The organism is Bradyrhizobium manausense (assembly GCF_018131105.1).
Classification (GTDB): domain Bacteria; phylum Pseudomonadota; class Alphaproteobacteria; order Rhizobiales; family Xanthobacteraceae; genus Bradyrhizobium; species Bradyrhizobium manausense_B.
The window spans coordinates 74496-97715 of sequence record NZ_JAFCJI010000005.1 but is presented as its reverse complement, the minus strand read 5'-3'; the positions used below and the strand labels follow the sequence as shown (position 1 = coordinate 97715).

Annotated in this window: 22 protein-coding genes; 13 read left to right on the top strand and 9 right to left on the bottom strand. The window is 63.7% G+C overall.

The window, feature by feature from the left end:
* Positions 1-106 precede the first annotated feature (106 nt).
* From JQ631_RS29560 to JQ631_RS29550, 3 genes are all read right to left on the bottom strand, one after another.
* Positions 107-322, bottom strand: a complete 216-nt coding sequence (locus JQ631_RS29560) for a hypothetical protein (RefSeq protein WP_212332957.1) — start codon at positions 320-322, stop codon at positions 107-109.
* Between the two features lie 119 nt (positions 323-441).
* Positions 442-1308: a cysteine rich repeat-containing protein gene (locus JQ631_RS29555; RefSeq protein ID WP_212332955.1), complete on the bottom strand. Its 867-nt coding sequence runs from the start codon at positions 1306-1308 to the stop codon at positions 442-444.
* Between the two features lie 152 nt (positions 1309-1460).
* Entirely contained in the window at positions 1461-2462 is a 1002-nt protein-coding gene (locus JQ631_RS29550; protein WP_212332953.1) for an NADP-dependent oxidoreductase, read from the bottom strand.
* A gap of 211 nt (positions 2463-2673) precedes the next feature.
* Here JQ631_RS29550 and JQ631_RS29545 point away from each other — a divergent pair, with 211 nt between their 5' ends.
* Together JQ631_RS29545 and JQ631_RS29540 are read left to right on the top strand one after the other, a co-directional pair.
* Positions 2674-3969: a dicarboxylate/amino acid:cation symporter gene (locus tag JQ631_RS29545; RefSeq protein ID WP_212332951.1), complete on the top strand. Its 1296-nt coding sequence runs from the start codon at positions 2674-2676 to the stop codon at positions 3967-3969.
* A gap of 12 nt (positions 3970-3981) precedes the next feature.
* A complete protein-coding gene (locus JQ631_RS29540; protein WP_212332950.1) occupies positions 3982-4902 on the top strand; it encodes an amino acid ABC transporter substrate-binding protein in 921 nt (306 codons plus the stop codon).
* Between the two features lie 10 nt (positions 4903-4912).
* On the opposite strand, the gene JQ631_RS29535 is transcribed toward JQ631_RS29540, so the two are convergent.
* Positions 4913-5725: an ATP-grasp domain-containing protein gene (locus JQ631_RS29535; RefSeq protein ID WP_212332948.1), complete on the bottom strand. Its 813-nt coding sequence runs from the start codon at positions 5723-5725 to the stop codon at positions 4913-4915.
* Positions 5726-6098: 373 nt separating this feature from the next.
* Between JQ631_RS29535 and JQ631_RS29530 the strand changes: the two genes are divergently transcribed.
* The 4 genes from JQ631_RS29530 (at position 6099) to JQ631_RS29515 (ending at position 10257) form a co-directional block, all read left to right on the top strand.
* Positions 6099-6872 carry a ferredoxin--NADP reductase gene (locus tag JQ631_RS29530; protein WP_212332946.1) on the top strand — a complete coding sequence of 258 codons (774 nt, stop codon included), beginning with the start codon at positions 6099-6101 and terminating at the stop codon, positions 6870-6872.
* A gap of 330 nt (positions 6873-7202) precedes the next feature.
* The gene (locus tag JQ631_RS29525; protein ID WP_249161238.1) at positions 7203-8081 is read left to right on the top strand and encodes a patatin-like phospholipase family protein; all 879 of its coding nucleotides are present in this window, start codon (positions 7203-7205) and stop codon (positions 8079-8081) included.
* 201 nt (positions 8082-8282) lie between these two features.
* On the top strand, positions 8283-9908 hold the full coding sequence (locus tag JQ631_RS29520; RefSeq protein WP_212333138.1) for an FMN-binding glutamate synthase family protein: 1626 nt from the start codon (positions 8283-8285) through the stop codon (positions 9906-9908).
* A 106-nt stretch (positions 9909-10014) separates the two neighbouring features.
* The gene (locus JQ631_RS29515; RefSeq protein ID WP_212332944.1) at positions 10015-10257 is read left to right on the top strand and encodes a PilZ domain-containing protein; all 243 of its coding nucleotides are present in this window, start codon (positions 10015-10017) and stop codon (positions 10255-10257) included.
* 84 nt (positions 10258-10341) lie between these two features.
* Here JQ631_RS29515 and JQ631_RS29510 read toward each other — a convergent pair whose 3' ends face one another.
* The 4 genes from JQ631_RS29510 to JQ631_RS29495 form a co-directional block, all read right to left on the bottom strand.
* Positions 10342-11640 carry a hemolysin family protein gene (locus tag JQ631_RS29510; RefSeq protein WP_212332942.1) on the bottom strand — a complete coding sequence of 433 codons (1299 nt, stop codon included), beginning with the start codon at positions 11638-11640 and terminating at the stop codon, positions 10342-10344.
* A 124-nt stretch (positions 11641-11764) separates the two neighbouring features.
* Complete coding sequence (locus tag JQ631_RS29505; RefSeq protein WP_212332940.1) at positions 11765-13816, bottom strand: carbohydrate porin; 2052 nt, start codon at positions 13814-13816, stop codon at positions 11765-11767.
* A gap of 331 nt (positions 13817-14147) precedes the next feature.
* Positions 14148-14414 (bottom strand): hypothetical protein, encoded by a 267-nt coding sequence (locus tag JQ631_RS29500; protein WP_212332938.1) that lies wholly within the window; start codon positions 14412-14414, stop codon positions 14148-14150.
* 139 nt (positions 14415-14553) lie between these two features.
* Positions 14554-15360 (bottom strand): creatininase family protein, encoded by an 807-nt coding sequence (locus JQ631_RS29495; protein WP_212332936.1) that lies wholly within the window; start codon positions 15358-15360, stop codon positions 14554-14556.
* 139 nt (positions 15361-15499) lie between these two features.
* Between JQ631_RS29495 and JQ631_RS29490 the strand changes: the two genes are divergently transcribed.
* The 7 genes from JQ631_RS29490 (at position 15500) to JQ631_RS29460 (ending at position 21708) form a co-directional block, all read left to right on the top strand.
* A complete protein-coding gene (locus JQ631_RS29490) occupies positions 15500-16522 on the top strand; it encodes an ABC transporter substrate-binding protein (RefSeq protein WP_212332934.1) in 1023 nt (340 codons plus the stop codon).
* A 10-nt stretch (positions 16523-16532) separates the two neighbouring features.
* Positions 16533-17348 carry an ABC transporter ATP-binding protein gene (locus JQ631_RS29485; RefSeq protein WP_212332932.1) on the top strand — a complete coding sequence of 272 codons (816 nt, stop codon included), beginning with the start codon at positions 16533-16535 and terminating at the stop codon, positions 17346-17348.
* Positions 17345-18163, top strand: a complete 819-nt coding sequence (locus JQ631_RS29480; RefSeq protein ID WP_212332930.1) for an ABC transporter permease — start codon at positions 17345-17347, stop codon at positions 18161-18163. The genes JQ631_RS29485 and JQ631_RS29480 overlap by 4 nt, the downstream gene beginning before the upstream one ends.
* Complete coding sequence (locus tag JQ631_RS29475) at positions 18163-19152, top strand: 2-hydroxyacid dehydrogenase (RefSeq protein WP_212332927.1); 990 nt, start codon at positions 18163-18165, stop codon at positions 19150-19152. Before JQ631_RS29480 ends, JQ631_RS29475 begins: the two co-directional genes overlap by 1 nt.
* Entirely contained in the window at positions 19152-19847 is a 696-nt protein-coding gene (locus JQ631_RS29470; protein ID WP_212332925.1) for an AprI/Inh family metalloprotease inhibitor, read from the top strand. The genes JQ631_RS29475 and JQ631_RS29470 overlap by 1 nt, the downstream gene beginning before the upstream one ends.
* A 141-nt stretch (positions 19848-19988) precedes the next feature.
* On the top strand, positions 19989-20396 hold the full coding sequence (locus tag JQ631_RS29465) for a YciI family protein (RefSeq protein ID WP_212332923.1): 408 nt from the start codon (positions 19989-19991) through the stop codon (positions 20394-20396).
* Between the two features lie 31 nt (positions 20397-20427).
* On the top strand, positions 20428-21708 hold the full coding sequence (locus JQ631_RS29460) for an RNA polymerase sigma factor (protein ID WP_212332921.1): 1281 nt from the start codon (positions 20428-20430) through the stop codon (positions 21706-21708).
* Here JQ631_RS29460 and JQ631_RS29455 read toward each other — a convergent pair.
* Complete coding sequence (locus tag JQ631_RS29455; protein ID WP_212332919.1) at positions 21705-23186, bottom strand: peptidoglycan-binding protein; 1482 nt, start codon at positions 23184-23186, stop codon at positions 21705-21707. The genes JQ631_RS29460 and JQ631_RS29455 overlap by 4 nt on opposite strands.
* Between the last annotated feature and the right edge of the window lie 34 nt (positions 23187-23220).

Below are 23220 nucleotides of genomic sequence, written 5' to 3'. Positions count from 1 at the left end.
TTATCGACAAGGCGAGGTGCGCCGCAGCACGGCCGCGGGCACCTGCGCGCCCGAAACCGTCAGTTGCGAATCATAGCCAAACTGCGCCGGATTGACCACCCGCGCGTCAAACGCAGCGCTTCACGTAAACCCCGTTCACCAGCACCCTGGTGCAGCGGACCACCGGGACCGGCTTGCGGACGACGACGGCGCCGTTCGGACCGGCGCAACCGGCGCGATAGACGCCGCGGGCGCACACCACCGCATTGGCGTCGGCGGCCTTGAAGGTCATGGTCGTCGCGAAGGCGAGCAGCGCAATTGCGATGAGCAGAAATGCACGCATGTCGTTTCTCCCGGTCTTGTTCTGATTGAATCGATTATCGGCGGAGGATTGGTCGTTGCAGGCGTGCGAAATTCATTCGCGCGCCGCTCGATATCAACGGCGCGTACGCCGTGTGCTGCTCATCGCGCCGCGAACGGCGCCAGCACGTCCTTGCAGGCTGGCGACAGCGACGCCGCATTGCCGGCGATGCATTGCACGATGCGGCCGCCGCCGGGCTGGACGCCGGCGCAGAGCGAGCGGACATCAGCGCCGCAGGCGGAGCGGATGATGAACAACTCTTCGCGCGGCCGCAGTGGACGCAGAACGATCACGGCCGGCGCGGCTGCCGGTGCTGCTCCGGCGGCGGGAGCGGCACCGGTTGCCGGCGCGGCAGTCGCCGCTGTGCCGCCACCACCAGCCACGGCGCTCACGGCCTTGGCGCAAGCCGCCGAAACCTTGGCCTTGTTTTTCTCCAGGCATTCGAGCGCCGGAGCCCCGCCCGGCGGAACGCTGGCGCACACCTTGGGATAATCGGTACGGCACGCGCTCTTGACCGCAGCAACCTGTGCGCTGCTCGGCTGCTTGGCTGCGGCAGCCTTCGGAGCGGCTTCGGCGGCCGGCTTCGTTGCTGGCTCGGCCGCGGGCGCAGCTTCGGTCTTTGCAGGTTCGGATTTGGCAGGTTCGGATTTGGCCGGTTCAGATTTGGCCGGCTCAGATTTGGCGGGAGCCGCTTCGGTCTTCGGTGCCGCAGCCGGCTCGACGGCGCGAACGGCCGTCTGGCATCCTCCCGACAGGCTCGACATATGGCTCTGCAAACATTGATACGCTTCGACGCCGCCGGGCGTCACGCTCGAGCAGTGTGCGATGAAGTCCGAGCGGCATGCGGAACGGATGGCGCTCTTCTGGGCTTCGGTCGGCGCTTGCGCGAACGCGCTTGTTGCAGTTGCGAAGAGTGCTGCGGCGAGCAACGCGTGACGCGTTGATGCATGTTTCAACGTGTTGAACATTTGAGTGAATTCCTGCCCTGTCGGTAACGCCGACGCATTATTAAAAGTGATGCAAGCAATCGTCGCGGGTGATGCCGCGTGCGGCATCATTGGCCGCTTTAGCCACTACCGCAAGTAGATATTACCTTTGCAATTACGACGTAACTACGTCGTCACAGCTTCACCATGCGCTTGCCGCGGTTCTCGCCGGCGAGCAATCCGATCAGCGCCTTCGGTGTGTTCTGCAATCCGTCGATGATGTCTTCCTGCACCTTCAACTTGCCGGACTTCACCCAGGCCTGAAGGTCGGCGAGCGCGCGCTGGCTTTCCTTCATGTAGTCCATCACGATAAAGCCCTGCATCACGAGACGCTTCACCACGATCAGGCCGGGCACGCCGCGCGGGCCGTGCGCCGATGGCGCGCCGTCATATTGCGAGATCGCGCCGCAGCAGGCGACCCGACCGTAATTGTTCATCTGCGGAATGCAGGCTTCGAGAATGTCGCCGCCGACATTGTCGAAATAGACGTCGATGCCCTTTGGCGCGGCTGCGCGCAGCGCCTTGAAGACCGCGCCGTCCTTGTAGTCGACGGCGGCATCGAACCCGAGCTCGGAGGTCAGCCAGTGGCACTTGTCGGCGCCGCCAGCGATGCCGATGACGCGGCATCCCTTGATCTTGGCGATCTGTCCGACGATCGAGCCGACCGAACCCGCGGCCGCCGAGACCACGACGGTCTCGCCTTCCCTGGGCTTGCCGACCTCGAGCAGGCCGAAATAGGCGGTAAGGCCGGCGATGCCGAACACGCTGAGAAGGTGCGTCATCGGCTCGAGCTTCGGCATTTTCGTCAAATGCTTTGCGGGCACCGCGGCAAATTCCTGCCAGCCGGTGTCGCCGAAGACGATGTCGCCGGGCGCTAGCCCCTCGGCCCTCGAGCTCACGACCTCGGCAATCGCGCCCCCGGCCATCACGCTGTTGGCTTCGACGGCCGAGCGATAGGTTGCGCCGTGCATCCAGGCGCGGTTGGCGGCGTCGAGCGAGATGTAACGTACGCGCAGTAAGACCTCGCCGTCCTTCGGTTCCGGCAGCGCGCTCTCGACCATCTTGAAATGCTCGGGCCCGAGCTTGCCGCTCGGCTTTTCCACCAAGAGAATTTGGCGATTGATGCTGGCGGTCATGGGCGCTCCTCTCCGATGGCTTGGCGATTATTGATGCAGCCGCAGCAAACGAAACGCGCAAGCCGCATTCGTTGTGCGCTGCATGAAGGCTAGATCGCTGCGTCCCGTTTCGCAACGGGAACATCCGGCGCGCGTGACTGCACGCAAAGCGTGTTGCGTCGCTGTCATATCTGCGACATCATGAAGCTGCCGGTGCAGCGGGGGTTCTTCGATGTCGAACAGGTTCACGCAATACATTCTGGCGGCGATGGTGCTCGGCATCATCATGGGCTCTGCGATCTTCAACTTCATGCCCGAGACGCGCGGCGACTGGGCCTCCTCCATCAACCTGATCGCCGTGATCTTCCTGCGCCTGATCAAGATGATCATCGCGCCGCTGGTGTTTGCGACGCTGGTCGGCGGCATCGCCCATATGGGTTCGGGCTCGAAGCTCGGGCGCATCTTCGCCAAGACCATGGGCTGGTTCGTCAGCGCGTCCTTTGTCTCGCTGATGCTCGGCCTCGTCATGGTGAACCTGCTTCAGCCGGGCGCGAACTTTCCCGGCACGCTGCCCGCGGCAGGGCAATCGACAGGCCTGCCGGTCTCGGCCTTCTCGATCGAGAAATTCCTGACCCATCTGATCCCGACCTCGATCGCGGATGCGATGGCGCAGAACGAAATCCTCCAGATCGTGATCTTTGCCGTGTTTTTCTCGGTGGCGATGGGCGCATTGCCCGAACGCTCCAAGCAGATCCTCTCCCTGATCGACGATCTCGGCCACATCATGCTCAAGGTGACGGGCTATGTGATGCTGTTCGCGCCGTTTGCGGTCTGGGCCGCCATCACCGCGACGGTCGCCAAAAACGGCCTGCTGGTGCTCTGGAAGCTCATCGTGTTCATGGGTGGCTTCTATCTCTCGCTGTTCATCCTCTGGGGCATCCTGGTGGCAGTCGGCTTCATCGTCATCGGGCCGCGCTACAGCCATCTGCTCCGGCTGATCCGCGAGCCGCTGATGATCGCGTTCTCCACCGCGAGCTCGGAAGCGGCCTATCCGAAGACGCTGGAGGGCCTGAACAAGTTCGGCGCCTCGTCACGGATATCGAGTTTCGTGCTGCCGCTCGGCTACTCTTTCAATCTCGACGGCACGATGATGTACTGCACATTCGCCAGTATCTTCATCGCGCAGACCTATCACATCGAGATGCCGCTCGCGACGCAGCTGGCGATGCTCGCGACGCTCATGATCACGTCCAAGGGCGTTGCCGGCGTGCCGCGCGCCTCCCTCGTGGTGATCGCTTCCACCCTCTCGCAGTTCGGCATCCCCGAGGCGGGACTCTTGATGATCATGGGCATCGACACCTTCCTCGACATGGGCCGCAGCGCCACCAACGTGATCGGCAACACGCTGGCGACCTCGGTCGTGGCGAAGTGGGAAGGCGAACTCGGGCCCGAGCATGCGATGGGACCGGGCGATGTCGTGCCCGGCGACATGGTGCCGGGCGAAGTGCCCGCGATGGCCGGTCATTGACGGGAGTGCGTCATGCGCCCTTTGACGGCGATTTCAAGCGGCCTGCTGCTGGCAGCGTGTCTGCTGGCGTCAGGGGCCTCCGCCCAGACCGGCGGCAGCGAAGGGCTTAGCCCGACGCTGTCAGCCATCAAGAATGCGCACACCGTGCGGCTCGGCTACCGTGAAAGCTCGCCGCCGTTCTCCTTCCTCGATCAGGCCAACAGGCCGATCGGCTACAGTCTCGAACTCTGCGAGGCCATCGTCGAGGAGATCGGCGTCGAGGTCGACGATCCCAATCTGAAGATCGACTACGTCAAGGTCACCTCGGACGACCGCATCGATGCCGTGCTCCAGAACAAGATCGACCTGGAATGCGGTTCGACCACGGCCAATTCCGAGCGCGGCAAGCGCGTCGCCTTCTCGCCGCTGATGTTCGTCGCCGGCACCAAGCTGATGGTGCCGAAGGCGTCCAGCGTCCAGTCGCTGACTGATCTGAAGGGCAAGACCATCGTGGTGACGAAGGGCACCACCAACGAGCAGGCGATCCAGGCGGCCGACAAGAAGCTCTCGCTCGGCCTGAACATCGCCGTCGGCGCCGATCATGAACAGTCGTACCAGATGCTGGTGGACGGGAAGGCCGATGCCTTCGCGACCGACGATATTCTCCTCTCGGGCCTGATCGTGCGCCACAAGGCGCAGGACAAGTTTCGCGTCACCGGTGATTATCTCTCCTACGATCCCTACGGCATCATGTTCCGCAAGGGCGATCCGCAATTATCAGCCGTGGTCGACCGCACCTTCCGCAAGCTCGGCTCCAACCACGATCTCGTGCCGCTCTACAACAAATGGTTCACCGCGCGGATGCCGACCGGCGAACGGATGAACGTGCCGATCTCGCTGCAGCTCGAAGAAGCCTTCAAAGCGATGGACGATTCCGCCAGCGCGAATAATTAGCGCCGATAGATCAGCGCTCGCGGGGCGCTTCAGCAAACACCCGGTCCAGCGCCGCGTCATACGCCGCCTGCACCAGCTCCGGATGCAGCTTGCCCAGTGCTTCCATCATCACGCCAGAATTGATCTCCAGCACCTTCCACTCACCATCGACGCGAACCACGTCGATCGACGCAAAGGTAATACCGATCGCGCGCGCGGCATCGATCGCGAGCCTCACGCACGTCGCACGAACCTCGCCGTCCTCCAGCAACACCGGCTTTGCGCCGGCATCGAGATTGTGTCGCCAATCGTTGCCGCGCAGCTTGCTGTAGACGACGAGGGGCACATCATCGAGCAGCACCACGCGAACCTCGTCCTCGATCGCGACATAGGGCGAGATCACCAGCCCGACGCTCATCGAAAAGACCTCGTCCACCGCGTGATCGAGTTCCGTCTCCGTCGTCACTTTGAACACCGAGCGCCCCGAGGTTCCCTCGTTCGGCTTCACCACCACGCCTTGCGGATGGTCATGAAGCAGCGCGAGCATTGCGTCGCGCCAGGCGGGGTCGACGACACTCTCGCCCAGCTTCGGATTGAGGAAGAGGTGATGCGGGATGCAGGGCACGCGTGCAAGTGACAGCGCCTCCGACGTCGCCGATTTGTCGTTGGCGAGGCGATGGGCAATCGCGCTGTTGAGGCCGACGTCGTAGCCGAACGCGAACCGGCGCATCGGCCCGCGGCGCATTGCGATCAGCCAGCCGCCGGAGCGGATATCGACGTCGATGCCATGGCGCGCGCCATAGCTTCTGATCGCCTGGACGAAGATCCGCTCGTGACTTGCCATGGCCTGTTCGTTCCGAGCGCCAAAAGCCGCAAAATTGCGGGAAATGGCGCCAAGCAGGGGTGAAAATCAGAGCTATTCTTAATGAAATTCTCGCGAGCGCGATGGAAATTAAGTGCTGCATTCGCGCTCGAAAGGGAAAAGAAATTGCCCTCCACGCGCTCCGGACAGCAGATCCGTTAATGATGTGACCATTTCCGCCGCAAATGCCTGATGGCCCGGCATCAATTGCATCCGAAACGAGGTTGATTATTGGTCTCAAAGGCGTAGATCACACACGCGAAATCCTCCGCCATGGCAATGGTGTCCGCCCCGTTTTCAGGGCCGGGCAACGCTTTTGCCCGAAAACCCGCAGACATTCGGAATATCGAAAATCATGAGCGCGTTTTACCGAGAGAAAGTTCTTTCCGTCCAGCACTGGACCGACACGTTGTTCAGCTTCCGCGCCACGCGCGACACCGGCTTCCGCTTCCAGAACGGTCAGTTCGCCATGATCGGCCTCGAGGTCGACGGCCGTCCGCTGCTGCGCGCCTACAGCATGGCCAGCGCCAACCACGAGGAAGAGCTCGAGTTCTTCTCGATCAAGGTGCAGGACGGTCCGCTGACCTCGCGCCTTCAGAAGATCAAGGAAGGCGATACCATCCTGGTCGGCCGAAAGGCGACCGGTACGCTGATCACCGACAACCTGATCCCCGGCAAGCGGCTGATGCTGCTCTCGACCGGCACCGGCCTTGCGCCCTTCGCCAGCCTGATCAAGGACCCCGAGGTCTACGAGCAGTTCGAGAGCATCGTGCTGGTGCATGGCTGCCGCCAGGTCTCCGAGCTCGCCTATGGCGAGAAGCTCGTCGCCAGCTTGCGCGAGGACGAGCTGTTCGGCGAACTGCTCGCCGACAAGCTGATCTACTATCCGACCGTGACCCGCGAGCCGTTCCGCAACCGCGGCCGCATCACCGACCTCATCAGCTCCGAGCAGATCTTCAACGACATCGGCCAGGGCCCGCTCAACATCGAGACCGACCGCGTCATGATGTGCGGCAGCCCGGCGATGCTCGAAGAGCTGAAGGTGATGTTCGAAGGCCGCGACTTCATCGAGGGCTCCGGCAACAAGCCCGGCCATTTCGTGATCGAGAAGGCGTTCGTCGAGCGCTGATTGGCGCTCGACTTTGATCGCGACGCTTTAGCCGCAACATTGGTGTCCTTCCGGACAAGCGAAGCGCCGATCCGGAACCCATGACCACAGGAAGTCGTTTGGCGACGACCAGTGGTTATCAACTCGCGCACCGACGTCTTCCTGTGGCCATGGATCCCGGCTTTCGCCGGGATCAAACTGGTGCGATCAGCCTCTCGCTTCCCGCTAGCTCCTCCTCACCATCCTCCCCCGACTTTGTTATTGGCATCGCCCAGGCGCGCCTTGTTATAAGCGCGCGGCAAATTCTCGCACCGATGTTGCGATGCGAGAAGTGGGGGAGCTGCGTACGCCTTGTCTGCGATCGACCATGGTCGTCCGCCAAAACCGACCGCCTATGTGCTGGCGGGTGGCGGCAGTTTCGGAGCGATCCAGGTCGGCATGATGCATGCTCTGGCCAAGCACGGGGTCGTTGCCGATCTTGTTGTCGGCTCCAGTGTTGGCGCGATCAACGGCGCCTATTATGCCGGCGATCCCTCGCTCAAGGGCGTGCTCGGGCTGGAAGCGCTCTGGCGCGGGCTGAAACGCCACGATGTCTTTCCGGTCACCTGGCGGACGCTGCTCGGCTTCATGTGGCGGCGGGACTTTCTGATTCCCCATGACGGCATTCGCAAGCTGATCGAGGATCATCTGCCTTATCGCAACCTTCAGGACGCCCAGCTTCCCCTTCACATCGTCACCACCGATTTCGTCTCCGGCGAGAGCGTGGTGCTGTCGGATGGCCCGGCGGTCGAGGCGATCCTGGCGTCGACCGCGATTCCCGGTGCCTTCACCCCGATCCACTACCGCAACCTGTTCCTTGCCGACGGCGCGATTTCCTCGAACACGCCGGTGCGGATCGCGGTGAAGATGGGTGCAAAGCGGCTGATCGTGCTGCCGGCGGGGCACGCCTGTGCGGTCGCAAGTCCCCCGGTCGGTGCGGTCGCCAATGCCCTCCATGCGCTGACGCTGCTGACCGCGCGGCAGCTGGTGGCCGAGCTGGAAGGGCTCTCCCCCGAGATCGAATATGTCGTGGTGCCGCCGCTCTGCCCGATGGTGGGGTCGCCTTACGATTTCTCGCGCACCGGCGAACATATCGATCGCGCGATCGAGTCGACCGGCGAATGGCTGACGCAGGGCGGCCTCGAGCGGCACGGCGTGATTCCGCATGAGGCGCAGCTGCACGGTCACTGATTTGTCATGTCATTGAATCTATTGCACTGCAAAAGCCCGCCGCTTGGCGGATTGATTTGGAGCGTGCGGATTCGGTAGCCTCAAAACGGGTCCGCGTCATATCCATAGACGCGGCGCGGGCGTATCATACCCCGTCATGCTGGCGAGAGGGACGAGGTCGTGGCCAACGATAACAAGACGCAAGCTCCGTCCGAAGGGCTGATGGAAACACTGCTGCTTCCATTTTCGCCGCGCTTCATCATTCTGACGATCTGCGCGGTCGTCACCGCACTGCTGATCGGCATCGGCATCGCGGACCGCAGGATCTTCGACATCCTGCTGATCCCGATCGCGATCTTCGGCGCGCTGACGCTGCTCGGCATCCGCGATCTCATGCAGAAGGGCCATGCGGTCCTGCGCAACTACCCGATCTCGGCGCATATCCGCTTCCTGCTCGAGGAGATACGCCCGGAGATGCGGCAGTATTTCTTCGAGAGCGAGAAGGACGGTATGCCGTTCTCGCGCGACATTCGCGCGGTGGTCTATCAGCGCGCCAAGATGCAGCTCGACAAGCGTCCGTTCGGCACCCAGGAGGACGTCTATCGCGAGGGCTACGAGTGGATGCATCACTCGGTATCGCCGAAGGCGCATGCCGCGGAGAAGTTTCGTGTCACCATCGGCGGGCCCGACTGCACCAGGCCGTATTCGGCCTCGGTGTTCAACATCTCGGCGATGAGCTTCGGTGCCCTCAGCCCGAACGCGGTGCGCGCGCTCAATGCCGGCGCGAAGAAGGGCGGCTTCGCCCACGACACCGGCGAAGGCGGTGTCAGTCCCTATCATCGCGAGATGGGTGGCGACATCATCTGGGAAATCGGCTCCGGGTATTTCGGCTGTCGCCATCTTGACGGCACCTTCGATCCGGAGGCCTTCGCGCGCGTCGCCAGCGACGATCAGATCAAGATGGTCGAGCTCAAGGTCAGCCAGGGCGCCAAGCCCGGCCATGGCGGCGTGTTGCCGGCGGCGAAAGTCTCGGAGGAAATCTCCAAGATTCGCGGCGTCTCGATGGGCGAGGATTGCATCTCACCGGCCTCGCATCGCGCCTTCTCCACGCCTGTCGGCATGATGCAGTTCATCGCCGAGATGCGGAAGCTCTCCGGCGGCAAGCCGGCCGGCTTCAAGCTCTGTATCGGCCATCCCTGGGAGTTTCTGGCGATCTGCAAGGCGATGCTGGAGACAGGAATCTATCCCGATTTCATCGTCGTCGACGGCAACGAAGGCGGCACCGGCGCCGCGCCGCTCGAGTTCATGGACCATCTGGGCATGCCGATGCGCGAGGGCGTCAGTTTCGTTCACAATGCGCTGGTCGGCATCAATGCGCGCGACCGTATCAAGATCGGTGCATCCGGGAAGATCGCCACCGCCTTCGACATGGCGCGCGCGATGGCGATCGGCGCCGACTATTGCAACTCGGCGCGCGGCTTCATGTTCTCGCTCGGCTGCATCCAGTCGCTGAGCTGCCATACCGATCGCTGCCCGACCGGCGTCGCGACCCAGGATCCGACCCGGGCGCGCGCGCTCTATGTGCCGCTGAAGATCGACCGCGTGCACAATTATCATCACGCCACGCTGCACTCGCTCACCGAGCTGATCGCTGCGGCGGGCCTCGAACATCCGCAGCAATTGCGTCCGATCCACTTCAACCAGCGGACGTCCACGACCCAGGTGCAATCCTTTGCGCAGCTCTATCCAGCGCTGCGTCCGGGCGAGCTGCTCGAAGGCACGGAAGACCCGCGGTTCCGCGACGCCTGGCGCATGGCGCAGGCGGCGTCGTTTCAGCCGGCGCAGTGAGGCAGTGATCCACCACATGATACCGCCGCGGCCTGCTGCGGCGTAAAATCATCGCGAGCCGGTTGCATCTTAACCTCTGTGTCAGCTTCGGGTGTAAATTGGCCCGATGGACGAAGAACGGCGCAGCAAATCCAGGCATCGCGTGTTGAAGGCCGGAACCATCGAGTTCGGCGGCGGCGCGATCGACTGCACCATCCGCAATTTCTCCGACACCGGCGCAGCCCTCGACGTCACCAGCCCGGTCGGCATCCCCGAGCGCTTCACCCTGTCCATCAAGGCCGACGGAGCGCACCTCATCTGTAAGGTAGTCTGGCGCAAGGAAAAGCGGATCGGGGTGCGGTTCGGGTGATACGACTTTCGCTCGTCCTTGCGACGACGGTGCACCTCTCCCACAAGGGGGAGAAGGAAAGTCAGCCGCAAGCTTAGCGCAAACTCAACCCGTCTCCACTTCCCCCAGTCGGCTCGCCAAAATCTTGTCGATTCTCCTGCCATCGAGATCGACCACCTCGATGTGCCAGCCGGCGAAGTCGAAGGCGTCGCCGACATTCGGCAGCACCGTGAATTGCTGCAGCACGAGGCCGGCCACCGTGTTGTAGCGGTGATGCGGCGGCAGCTCGACGCTGAGCAGCTCGCCGAACTCGTCGACCGGCATCCAGCCCGAGACGAGCAGAGAATCGTCCGCGCGCCTGACGTAAGCCGGCTCCGGCGGGCCTTCTTCGGAATGGAAGGCGCCGACGATCGATTCCAGGATATCCGCCGCCGTCACCACGCCTTCGAAGGCGCCGTACTCGTCATAAACGAAGCCGACATGAACCGGTGCGGTCTTCAGGATCGCGAGCACATCGCGGGCATCCGCTGATGCGGGAATGCTGGGCGCTTCGCGGACCAGCGCGCGCAAATCCGGCGTGCGTTCATTCATGTAGGCGACCAGCAGGTCCTTGGCCTGGAGCACGCCAATCGGCTTGTCGCGATCGCCGTCCGAGACCGGAAAGCGCGAATGCGGGCTCTTCGTGATAATCTCGTGAATGGTCTGCGGCGCATCGTTGAGGTCGATCTCGTTGACCTCCGTGCGCGGCGTCATCACGGCCCCGACCGGGCGGTCGCCGAGCCTCATCACGCCCGCGATCATCTCTTTCTCGCCAGGCTCGAGCACGCCGGCGTTCTCGGCCTCGTTGACCAGATGATGGATCTCGTCTTCCGACACTTTCTCCTCGGCCTTGCCGCCGCGGCCGAGCAGCGTGAGGATCAGCTTGCCGGAGAGGTCGAGCAGAAACACCAGCGGCAGCGAGACTCGCGCCAGCACATGCATCGCGGGCGCGACCTTGACTGCGATGCTTTCAGGATCGCGCAGCGCCACCTGCTTCGGCACCAGCTCGCCGACGATCAGGGTCGCATAGGTGATGATGGTGACGACGATGCCGACGCCGACGATGTCGGCAATGCCTGAGGACATGCCGAGCTCGACCAGCCATTGAGTCAGCCGTTGTCCCAGCGTCGCGCCGGAGAAGGCGCCCGAGAGCACGCCGACCAGCGTGATGCCGATCTGCACCGTCGACAGGAATTTTCCAGGGTCGGCAGCCAGTGTCAGCGCGCGCTCGGCGCCGCGCACGCCCTTGGCCGCCAGCAGCGACAGCCGCGCCGGGCGCGACGAGACCACCGCCAGCTCGGACATGGACAACAGGCCGTTGATGACGATCAGGACGACGACGATGATGAGTTCGACAGACAACATTTGTGCGCAAGGGAGAGGAACATGAGGGCCCGGCGGGCGCCGGACCAAGCCCCTTATATATGAACGTGATGCGCGTTTTGCCGGTTCCAACCAAATTGTCGCACCGGGAATGTGCCTGCGAGGCTCAGAACTCGGCATGCATGCGGCCCGAGAAGATCGAGACCGGGCCGCGGTCCGCGTTGTAGGCGGGGTTGACGACGAGCTGATAGTCGGCGGTCAGCGTCACGCCCTTGATCACCGAATAGGCGTAGTAGGCCTCGAGGATGCGCTCGGTGCGATAGTTGAGCTGACCGTCGCCGATCAGGAGTCCGACGCCCCCGGCCGCCAGGAAATCGCGATGCGCGGCCGACAGGCCGTTGATCGCGCCGCCGATGCCGACCGTGTCGTCAGGGCGTCCCCAGCGGCTGCCCTTGATCGAAAGCCCGCCCGACAGGCTGCGGTCGATATCGGTGAAGGACAGGATCTGGTTCTGGCCGTCGTTCCAGCTGGCGCGCGCGAACACTCCGACGTCCTTGACGATCTGCTGCTCGAGATTGACGTAGAAGCCGTATTTGAGCCGGTCGCGTTGGGTCGCGCCGGCAATATCGTTGATGTCGAGCGCGGGGTTCGCCGCCGCGAGATCCACCACCTCGCGGTAGTTCGCAGTGTGGCCGCTGTTGGCGAAGACGCCGACGCGCAATTTGCCGGGCTGCTCGAAGATCGAATGGCGTTCCTCGAATTCGACGACGGTGCCGCCGGTCTTGAAGGTCAGCACGTCGCTGTTCGGCGCATCCGGCACCTGGAATAGTCCGGCGCGGATCGCCCAGTCCTTGCGGTTGAGCTCGACCACGGCGCCGCGGGTGTAACCAGGCAGGTCGGCCGGGAAGTCGTAGGCGGCCGACGACCACATCGCCCAGTTCATGAAATCCGCGCGAGGATCCTTCGCATAGGAGTTGCCGTCGAAGAAATCGCCGACGGCGAAACGGCCGACGATCACCGTGACGCGGTCGATATCGCGCTTGCCTGCGAGCTGGTTCGGTGCGTCTTCCACCGCTTCCTGCTCGCCGCCGAGTCCGAAAGTCTGTTTGAAAAAGTAGCGCTGCGCGCGGATTTTCGGGAACGGCGCGCCGGCCTTCTGCGCTTCGCCATTGGAAAAGCCTGCCAAGCCGAGCGTGCCGTTGAGGCCGAAGCCCTGCGCCAGCTCAGGATCGAAATAGAGCTCGCCGCCGTCCCAGAGACGCGCGCCCAGGAAGGCCGTGGTCGTCCATGTCGCCTGGAACTGGCCGCCGCCGGGCAGGCTCTGCGGGCTCGCATAGGGCGAGTGGATCGGCCCATAGCCCTGCGGCAGCACGGTTGTCTGGGCGTGAACGTTCCAGTCGTCGGACTCTGGGAGCCTGGTCTTGCCACCGACCACCGGCATCCATGGCGTATCGCCGAACTGGTAGTTCAGGCCAAGCTTGAACAGGTGAATGCGCGGATCGACATTGATGCTGCCGAGGCCAAAGCCGCTGAGGTCGTACGTCTTGTGCGACAGGTCGACATAGTCGTATTCGGCCTTCGTGGTCCAGTTGCCGCTGACGGCGTATTCGAGACCGAGGCCCGCGGTCCATCCGGCCTGGTAGTGGCCGACCGGAAAGAGCGGCGTGACGCCATCGGCATCGTTGACGTTGATATGCGTGTGGCCCCAGGCGACGCCGCCTGTGACGTAAGGCATGAAGCGGTCGAAGGCATAGCCGACGCGGCCCCGCACGGTGCCGACATAGTCGATCGTGGTGTTGAAAGGCACCGGCGAACGCGCGAGTGCCGGACCATCCAGCGGGCCCGTGAACGTCGCATCCGCTTCGATGCCAAGCACGACACGGTTTGCGAGCTGTCTGTTGTAGCCGAGCTGATAGCCGCCGCTGAAGCCCGTCGCGCTGTGAGGCAGCAGTACGCCTTGCTCGGGCAGGGGATTGGTGCCGGGACCGAAGGAAGCATCGCCGTAAGCAACGTGGCCGCCGACATAGAAGCCGGTCCAGTCGTACACGGTCTTGGCGGCGCGTGCCTTCAACGGCAGGTCGGCAGCAAAGCCGGCGCCCGGCAAGGCGAGCACGCCCGAGGCAAGCGCCGCGGCCGTCCGCAAAGACCTGTAACGGTGACCCCTCAACGTCAAAACTACGCCCCCAAGACGCGACTGCGCCCCAACCGCTCCCGACATCCCTGCCGATTCGCGGCGATCCTGTCATCAGGCTCTTGGCTGTTCACGCGACCGACGAGATCAGCTCGTGACGGCCCGATTTCACCCCGAGCCTTGCCAAGCCCCTGCACTTGTTGCGAACCTTATTGCTAATAATTCGCAATAGCAATTAGTCCAGAACGTCGCAGCGGATGGTTCGCATCCTTATGTGACGGGACGGCAACAAATTCCCGGGGCCGAAAAGGATGACCCCGCCCGGGGGGACATCCGGGCGGGGTCGGGGGCACGACACGGGTGGATGAGGCGCCGTGTCGGACGCAGGATCCACGAAGATCGGCCTCAAGCCCTCAAATCAGTAGCAAGTACGAACGCTGCCGACGTACTGGCCGAAGGCATTGTAACGGGGGGACCAGCCGCAATGGGCGTAGCCGCCGTAGTAGTAAGGCTGGTTGCTGGCGGCGATCGCGGTGCCGACGATGGCGGCGGTGGCGATGCCGGCGCCGACACCCACGCCCCAGCCGAGCGGCTTGGCTTCGGCCTGCGAGGTCGTCGATGCGATGCTGCCGGTGACGGCAAGGGTGGCGAGAGCGAGTGCGGCAAGCTTGGTCTTGATCGACATGTGTAACTCCATCCGGGTTGAGGCGGCCCGATGTGGTCCGCGTGCCCAGTTGGACGGAGCCTTGCCGTATCAGGTTCGAAGACGCCTCAGGCGGCTCCGGAGCCGGTCGCTTTTCCTAATGATTACAGTTGGATGTAAGCTAACCGAGGGGGCCTTTGGCGAGGTTGTTCACGTCGAAGTTATCGACCTCGGCCAGCAACTCGCAAAAGGCGCGCGCACCCTGGTCGAGGAGCTGGTCGCCCTTCGCCGGCACCGCCAGCGTTGCGTTGCCGATCGCGCCGCTCGGGTGCAGATCCTGCGCCTGCCAGGCAAAGGGCACGGGTCGTTGCGTCGAGAGCCAGCGATATTGTTTTTCCATCGCGATGCTGCTCGCGCGAAAATCCGCGATCGCATGCGTGCGCACCTGCTCGGGATAGCGCGCCAGCATGATCGAGGTCTCGACCGCGCCACCGTGAATGCCGTGGCGCACTTCATCCGGTGGGAACAGCCTGTCCGCGCCTGATAGCCGCGACCACGACGTCGTCACCACGAACAGTTTCTGATGCGCGCGAAGATCCTGCGCCACCAGCATCATCGCCGCGCTGTTGCCGCCGTGGCTGGTGATGATGACGAGCTTTCTCACGCCGCGTCGCGCGACGTCCTCGCCGATCGCGTTCCAGCGCTTCAGCGCGACCGCGGTCGGCAGCGTCTGCGTGCCGGGATAGTCGATATGCTCGGTCGAGATGCCGACGGGTTCGATCGGCAGGAACGTGGCCGGAAGCGTCGCAGGCAGCACGTCTCGCACACGTGCGAGATAGGCCCCGGCGATCAGCACGTCGGTTTCCAGCGGCAGATGCGGGCCGTGCTGCTCGGTTGCGGCCAGCGGCAGCACCGCGATCCAGCGCGACACATCCACGGACGCGGCGTCGGCCCAGCGAATCTCGGTCCAGTCGCGGGAAGGCGTCATCAAGGTTTCTTTGCCCGAATTTGTCACGTAGTTTGGTGTTATCAGGGGACGCGGGCCCGGCCGGCCAGCGTCCCCTGTTATGTTACGGTTTTATCGCGTTGTTTTCATATCGGCCAGACACGATCGACGGAGTGCATGCATGAGCCCCTCTCATCTGTGGCGAGCGTTAACGGCGGGCTTGCTGGCCACAGTCCTGTCGATCCTGCCGGCGCGTAGCGAGACGCTGGACAAGGTCACCTTCGGCACCAATTGGGTCGCCGAGGCCGAGCATGGCGGCTTCTTCCAGGCGGTCGCCGACGGCACCTACAAGAAGTACGGGCTCGACGTCAGCATCGTGCCGGGCGGGCCGAACGAGAACAACCGGATGCTGCTGATCGCCGGCAAGATCGATTTCTTCATGGCCGCGAACACGCTGATGTCGTTCGACGCGGTTGCCAACAACGTTCCCGTGGTGACGATCGCCGCGGTGTTCCAGAAAGATCCGCAGGTGTTGCTGACGCAGCCAGATGCGAAGGTCACCAGGATCGAGGATCTCAAGCCGCTGACGCTGTTCGTCTCCAAGGAGGGCATGACCAGCTATTTCCAGTGGCTGAAGTCCGAATACGGCTTCAGCGAGAAGAATGTCCGTCCCTATAATTTCAATCCGCAGCCGTTCATCGCCAACCCCAAGAGCGCGATGCAGGGCTACGTCACCTCCGAGCCGTTCGCAGTGGAGAAGGCCGCAGGTTTCAAGCCGAACGTCATCCTGCTCGCCGATGCCGGCTTCAACACCTATTCGACGTTGATCGAGACCCGGCGCGACCTGGTCGAGAAGAAGGCGGATCTGGTGCAGCGATTCGTCGATGCCTCGATGATCGGCTGGTACAATTACATCTACGGCGACAATTCCGCCGGCAATGCCATGATCAAGAAGCTCAATCCGGAGATGACCGACGAGCTGCTCGCCTACTCCGTCGCCAAGATGAAGCAATACGGCATCGTCGATTCCGGCGACTCCTTGAAGAACGGCATCGGCGCGATGAGCGACGAGCGCTACACGTCCTTCTTCAACAAGATGGTGAAAGCCGGCGTCGTGAAGGGCGACCTCGACTTCCGCAAGTCCTACACGCTGCGCTTCGTCAACAAGGGCGTCGGCGTCGAGCTGCGCCCCGCCAAGCCGTAACGCTGCGTTGATGCCTGACGTCAAACCCTCGTCCGGACTCGAGGCCAGCCTGACGGCTCTCGCCGTCAGCCTGCGCGGCGTGACGAAGGTCTATGACACCGGCGTCATGGCGCTCGGTCCACTCGACCTCGCCGTCCGCAGGGGCGAGTTCATTTCACTGCTCGGGCCCTCCGGCTGCGGCAAGTCGACGGCGCTGAGGCTGATTGCGGGGCTCAGCCCAGCGTCATCGGGCACAGTGCGGGTGTCGCGCCACGAGGGCGAGGCGCAACCCGGCCATGGCATCGGCTTCGTGTTCCAGGAACCGACCCTGATGCCCTGGACCAGCGTGCGGGAGAACGTCAGGCTGCCGCTGAAGCTGGGCGGGATTTCGAAGACTGAAGGGCGGGCGAGGGCCGACGCGGCGCTCGCCAGCGTCGGGCTCGCCGATTTTGCCGATGCATTCCCGCGCGAATTGTCCGGCGGCATGAAGATGCGGGTGTCGCTGGCGCGCGCGCTCGTCACCGATCCCGATATCCTGCTGATGGACGAGCCCTTCGCGGCGCTCGACGAGATCACGCGTTTTCGCCTCAACAACGATCTGCTCGCGCTGTGGCGCAGTCTTGGCAAGACCGTCATCTTCGTCACCCATTCGGTGTTCGAATCCGTCTATCTGTCGCAGCGCGTCGTCGTCATGACGGCGCGGCCCGGTCGCATCCAGGCCGACATCCGCATCGAGACCGTGGAGCCGCGCGGCGAGGAATTTCGCACCTCGGCCGCCTATTCCGATTACTGCCGGAAGGTATCGGCCGCGCTGGCGCCGTCCTATCAGGGACAGCCGCTGCTATGAACGCGCAAGCCTTCGTTACCACCAGGCCGACCGCAGCCCAGCGCGCGATGCGCTTCGTGCTGCCTGTCATCGTGTGCGCGGCCGGCCTTGCCGCCTGGGAGCTCGTGGTCCGCATCAAGGACATCCCGCCTTACGTACTGCCGGCGCCCTCCGTCATCTTCCTGACGCTGATCAAGGACTGGGCGGTGCTGTCACAATCGCTCGCGACCACGCTGCTGACGACGCTGGAAGGTTTTGTCGCCGCCAGCATCGGCGGCATCGCGCTGGCGCTGTTGTTCAACCAGTCGAAATGGGTGGAATATTCGCTGTTCCCCTATGCCGTCGTGCTCCAGGTGACACCGGTGATAGCGATCGCGCCGCTGCTCCTGATCTATCTGGAGCAGCAGACCGCCGTCGTCGTCTGCGCCTTCATCGTCGCGTTTTTCCCGGTGCTGTCGAACACCACGCTCGGGCTGAATTCGGTCGACCGCAACCTCGCGGGCCTGTTCCAGCTTTACGGTGCCTCGCCGCCGCAGACCCTGCGCTTCCTGAAGCTGCCCGCAGCGCTGCCTTACATCCTCGGCGGTCTGCGCATCGCCGGCGGCCTGTCGCTGATCGGCGCCGTCGTGGCCGAGATCGCGGCGGGCACGGCTGGCGCCGGCTCCGGCCTTGCCTACAGGATCGCAGAATCGGGCTACCGATTGAACATACCCCGCATGTTCGCAGCGCTGCTTTTGTTGTCGCTGGCCGGGATTGTCATCTATGGGGTGCTGGCGCTAATTTCCCACCTCGTTTTACGGCGCTGGCACGAGAGCGCGCTTGGAAAGGAAAACTGATGTCTACCGGTTCGATTTCGTCCGACAAGATCGACCTTTTGATTTATGGACCGGTCCGGCCGATCCTCGAGAACGGGTTTTCCGATCATTTCGTCGTGCACAAGGCTGAGACTCACGGCGATCTCGAGCGGCTGACACCGGCGATCCGGGAGAAGATTCGCGGCGTGGCCGTGACCTATCACACGGTGCGTGCGGATAAGGACTCACTGTCGCGATTGCCCAAGATCGAGATGGTGGCGAGCTTCGGCGTCGGCTACGACCATATCGACGCCAAATACGCGGCCGAGCACAACATCATCGTCACCAACACACCCGACGTGCTGACCGAAGAGGTCGCCGACGTCGCGATGGGCCTGCTGATCTCGACCGTGCGCGAATTCATCAAGGCCGATCGCTACGTCCGCTCCGGCCTCTGGCAGACCCAGAACTATCCGCTCAGCGTCGGCTCGCTGCGCGACCGCAAGGTCGGGATCGTCGGCATGGGTCGGATCGGCCAGGCGATCGCGCGTCGGCTCGAAGCCTCGCTGGTGCCTGTGGTCTATCACTCGCGCAATCCGTCCAAGGACGTCTCCTACAAGCACTACCCTGATCTGATCGAAATGGCGAAGGCGGTCGACACGCTGATGGTGATCGTGCCGGGCGGCGCCAGCACCAACAAGATGATCAACGCCGAGGTGTTCAAGGCGCTCGGCCCGCGCGGCGTGCTGGTCAACGTGGCGCGCGGCTCTGTCGTCGACGAGCAGGCGCTGGTGCAGGCTCTGAAATCAGGCACCATCCTCGCGGCGGGCCTGGACGTGTTCGCGGCCGAGCCAAACGTGCCGGATGAACTCAAGACGATGCAAAACGTCGTGCTGCTGCCGCATATCGGCTCTGCCTCCGTCGTCACGCGCAATGCCATGGACCAGCTCGTGGTCGACAATCTCAAGTCATGGTTCTCGGGCAAGGCGCCGTTGACGCCGGTTGTGGAAACGCCGTTCAAGGGGCGCTGATGTCTGGTCTTCGGGGCGTTGCATTCGCCGTCGCGGCTCACTTGGCCGCGATCGGCATCGCGCATGCGCAGGATGCGACGACCCTGAAGAAGGAAATGGTCGGGCAATGGGAGCTCTCGACCACGGAACGCAGCAAGACCTGCGTCGTCACGATCAAGGGCGATAACGTGCCGCAGGGTTTCAAGCTGGAGCTCGAGCCGGCCTGCAAAACGGCGCTGCCCTTCACCAAGGATATCGTTGCCTGGAGCATTCGGGGTCTCGGAGATATCGTTCGTTTGCAGGATGCCACCGGTGAATCCGTGATCGATTTCACCGAGGTCGAGGCCGGCATTTTCGAGGGCCTGCGGCAAGGCGAGGGCGTCTACATCCTGCAGGATCTCGCCGCCGCCCGCTCCATGGCCAAGTCGATGGACCAGATGATCGGCGACTGGGCCATGGTTCGCGGCAACGGCCAGCCGATCTGCGGATTGACGCTGACCAACACGGATGCCGGACAGGACAATTTCCAGGTCTTCCTCAAGCCGAAATGCGACGCCGCGATCGCCCAGTTCAACCCGACGCAATGGCGGCTGGAGCGCGGCCAGATCATCCTGATGTCGAAGTCAGGCGACGTCTGGCAGTTCGAGGCCGATGACAACGCGCAATGGCGGCGGGTTCCCGATACGGCCGATCCCCTGATCATGCTGCGCCAATAGGCGCTGTTCCACTCCTGCAATTTTCCCTGCGCCGAATTTTTCCTGGGGGCATGTCGATCCGGCCGCGGCTGGATCGTCATCCCTATAGCGAGCTGATCGCGCGGCCGAACCGGCCGTATCTCGCTTTATCAGGAGTTTTGCATGCGCTTCATGTACCTCGTCACCTCCAGCCAGCCCATGAGAGGCCCGACTCCGGCGCTGATGGAGGCCATGCAGAAGATTTCCGAGCGGGAAATCAAGGCCGGCCGGATGATCGACAATGGCGGTCTGATGCCGCTTGCGACCGGCGCGCGGGTGCGGATCATCGACGGCGAGCTCAGCGTCGTCGATGGTCCCTTCATCGAGGCCAAGGAAGTGGTCGGCGGCTATGCCATTTTCGAGCTGCGCGACAAGGCGGAGGCCCTCGCTATGGCCAAGGAATTCATGCAGCTGCACCTCGACCATCTGCCGGGCTGGGACGGCACCTGCGAGCTACGGGCCTTCGCGACACCAGGCGTGGACGGCGCCTGCGACGTCAACGCGAAGTCGGGCGTAGCCGCCCACGCCTGATGAACACCAGCGCTCGTCACGGTCGGCGGCGATGACGGCCGCCGACATCGATCAGACGATCCGTGCCGCGATTCACGCAACCTGGCGCGTCGTGCAGCCGCGGCTGATCGCGACGCTGTCGCGGATGCTGCGCGACGTGCCGCTGGCGGAAGAACTGACCCAGGATGCGCTGGTGGCGGCGCTGGAAGCCTGGCCCAGCATCGGCGTCCCCGACAATCCCGGCGCCTGGCTCATGACGACGGCCAGGCGCCGGGCGCTCGATCATCTGCGCCGCGGCAAGATGCTGGCAGACAAGCACGACATGCTGGCGCGGGACATGTTGCAGGAGCAGGAGAGCGTGCCGGATTTCGATGCCGCGCTCGACGACGACATCGGCGATGAATTGCTGCGGCTGATCTTCACCGCCTGTCATCGTATCCTGTCGCGCGAGGCCCGCGTGGCGCTGGCACTGCGCATGATCTGCGGCCTGACGACGTCGGAGATCGCCCGCGCTTATCTCGTACCTGAAGCCACCATCTCCCAGCGCATCGTCCGCGCCAAGCGCGCGCTGTCGAATTCGGGCCTCGCTTATGAGACGCCGGGCGGTGAGGCTCTGTCGGAGCGTCTCGCCTCGGTGCTGGAGGTCGTCTACCTCATCTTCAACGAGGGCTATCTCGCGGCGCGCGGTGAGGAGTGGCTGCGGCCGCAGCTTTGCGACGAGGCGCTCCGCATCGGCCGCGTGCTTGCGGGCCTGGCGCCGGACGAGCCCGAGGTTCACGGCCTCGTCGCCCTCATGGATTTGAATGGCTCGCGGGCTCGTGCGCGCACCGACGCCAATGGCGATCCGATTCTGCTGATGGACCAGGATCGCACGCTCTGGGATTGGCTGCAGATCCGCCGCGGCCTGCGCTCGCTCGAACGCGCCGGCGAGCTCGGCGGTGCAGGAGGATTTTACGCGCTTCAGGCCGCGATCGCGGCGTGTCATGCCAGAGCGGAGACCGCCGGAGTGACCAACTGGCAGCGTATCGCACAGCTTTATGCCGAACTGGCGCAGCTGGTGCGCTCGCCGGTCATCGAGCTCAATCGCGCGGTCGCGGTCGGCATGGCCGAAGGGCCGCAAGCCGGACTCGACGTGCTGGAGGCGGTCGCCGGTGCGCCGGCATTGAGCGCCTATCATCATCTGCCGGCGGTTCGTGGTGACTTGCTGCAAAAGCTCGGGCGGCTCGCGGAGGCGCGGCAGGCGTTCGAAGCCGCCGCGCATCTTGCGACCAACGGGCGCGAACGCGCGCTGATGCAACGCCGCGCCGCCGCGCTCAGCGGTGAGCCTCGCTAAGTCGTGGGCTTGGGCGGCGGCGCGGTGCCCTGCGCCCATTTCTCCATCTTGCCGAGCACGCCCCACGCCGTGAGCGCCAGCGATATCGGCATCGCGAACTGGCTCAGGCCCGGCACTGCCGATGCGATCGTTCCGAACAGTCCGGCAAGGCCGCCTGCATTGGGGCTTGCCGTCACCGCGGAGAGCAGCGCGGTGATGAGAGAGCCGCCGATGCCGAGCGCGGTCTTCTTGCCGTCGAGCATCTTGCCGATGGTTTCGCCGAGCGCGCCGTTGACCTGGCCGAGCACGGGCTTGTTGCTGAGCAGGCCGCTGAGCAGGTCGACCACCTGTTTGATCTGATCCGTCGGCGCGGGAGTTGTCGTTGCCGGCGTGGCGGGCGCTGCCTTGGTGATCAGCGAGAGGAGCTGGCCAAGCACGTTGACTGGCGTGTTGGCCGCCGGCGTTGTGCCCACTGGGGGTGTCGCGCCCGGCTGCAAGACCTGCGTGAGGCTTTGCAGTTGGGTCAGGATCTGGGAGAGCTGGTTGGACTGCCCCCCAGGCAAGGTCCCTGTCGGCGGGATCGCGATCGGCGTTGCGCCCGTCGGAGCCGCGCCCTGTTGGAGAAGCTGCGCGAGGTTTTCCAGGCGGCCCAGGATCCTGGACAGGTCGACATTGGCCGACTGGACTGGTTGCACCCCCGCGCGCGTGATGGCGGCAATCGTGGTCCCGTCGAGCAGCCCGGTGTCCCCGAGTCCGTGCTGTTGCTGAAATTGCGAGACCGCCGCCTTGGTCCTCGGTCCGCTGATGCCGTCTTCGTCGAGCGGCGGATTGGCGCCGAGCTTGTTGAGCGTCTGCTGCATCAGCAGCACCGACGATGCCACGTCCTCGTCGGGCTCGAAGCGAGGGGCAATCGACGGGCTGTCGCCGATCTTGATGGAGGAGTCCAGCGACATCATCGCGTGCAGGATCACCGCCGTGCCGAGCTGGGAATCGACATGGTTTGAGTCGAAGACATGGTCCGCGACGAATTTTCCGGCGCTCGCTTCGGGCGGTCCGTAGAGCGTCGAGCCGCCGTAGAGATAGGGCGAGTTGACGCCCTTGGCGTGATAGCCGAGGCCGTTGAAGCATTCGAGCCGGTACAGGGTGCGTGCGATGCTCCAGTCCTGCGTGCCGACGAAGTTCTGGATCCTCAGTGCGTCCACGGCGCCGTCGACGAACGAGGTAAACGGGCCGCGCCCTTTCGGGACGAGACTTGTGACGCGATGAAGAGACTCGCCATTGCCAAGATAGGTGTCGAAATCGAAATTGGATTCGCGATAGTGGCAGAGCGCGACGAAATACCAGGGCACGCCGGTCAGCCGTTCGATCTGCTGGTAAGTCTCCTTGCCTTTGATGGCCTTGCGCGCTGTTGCGTTGGCCTCGCCAAGGCGTGCTGGTCTGATCTGGAGATTGTCCCAGCTCTTCTCATATCCACTCTTCAAACTCTCGTATGACACCATCTCCCGCTCCCGCGAATTGATAAAATTATCGGTT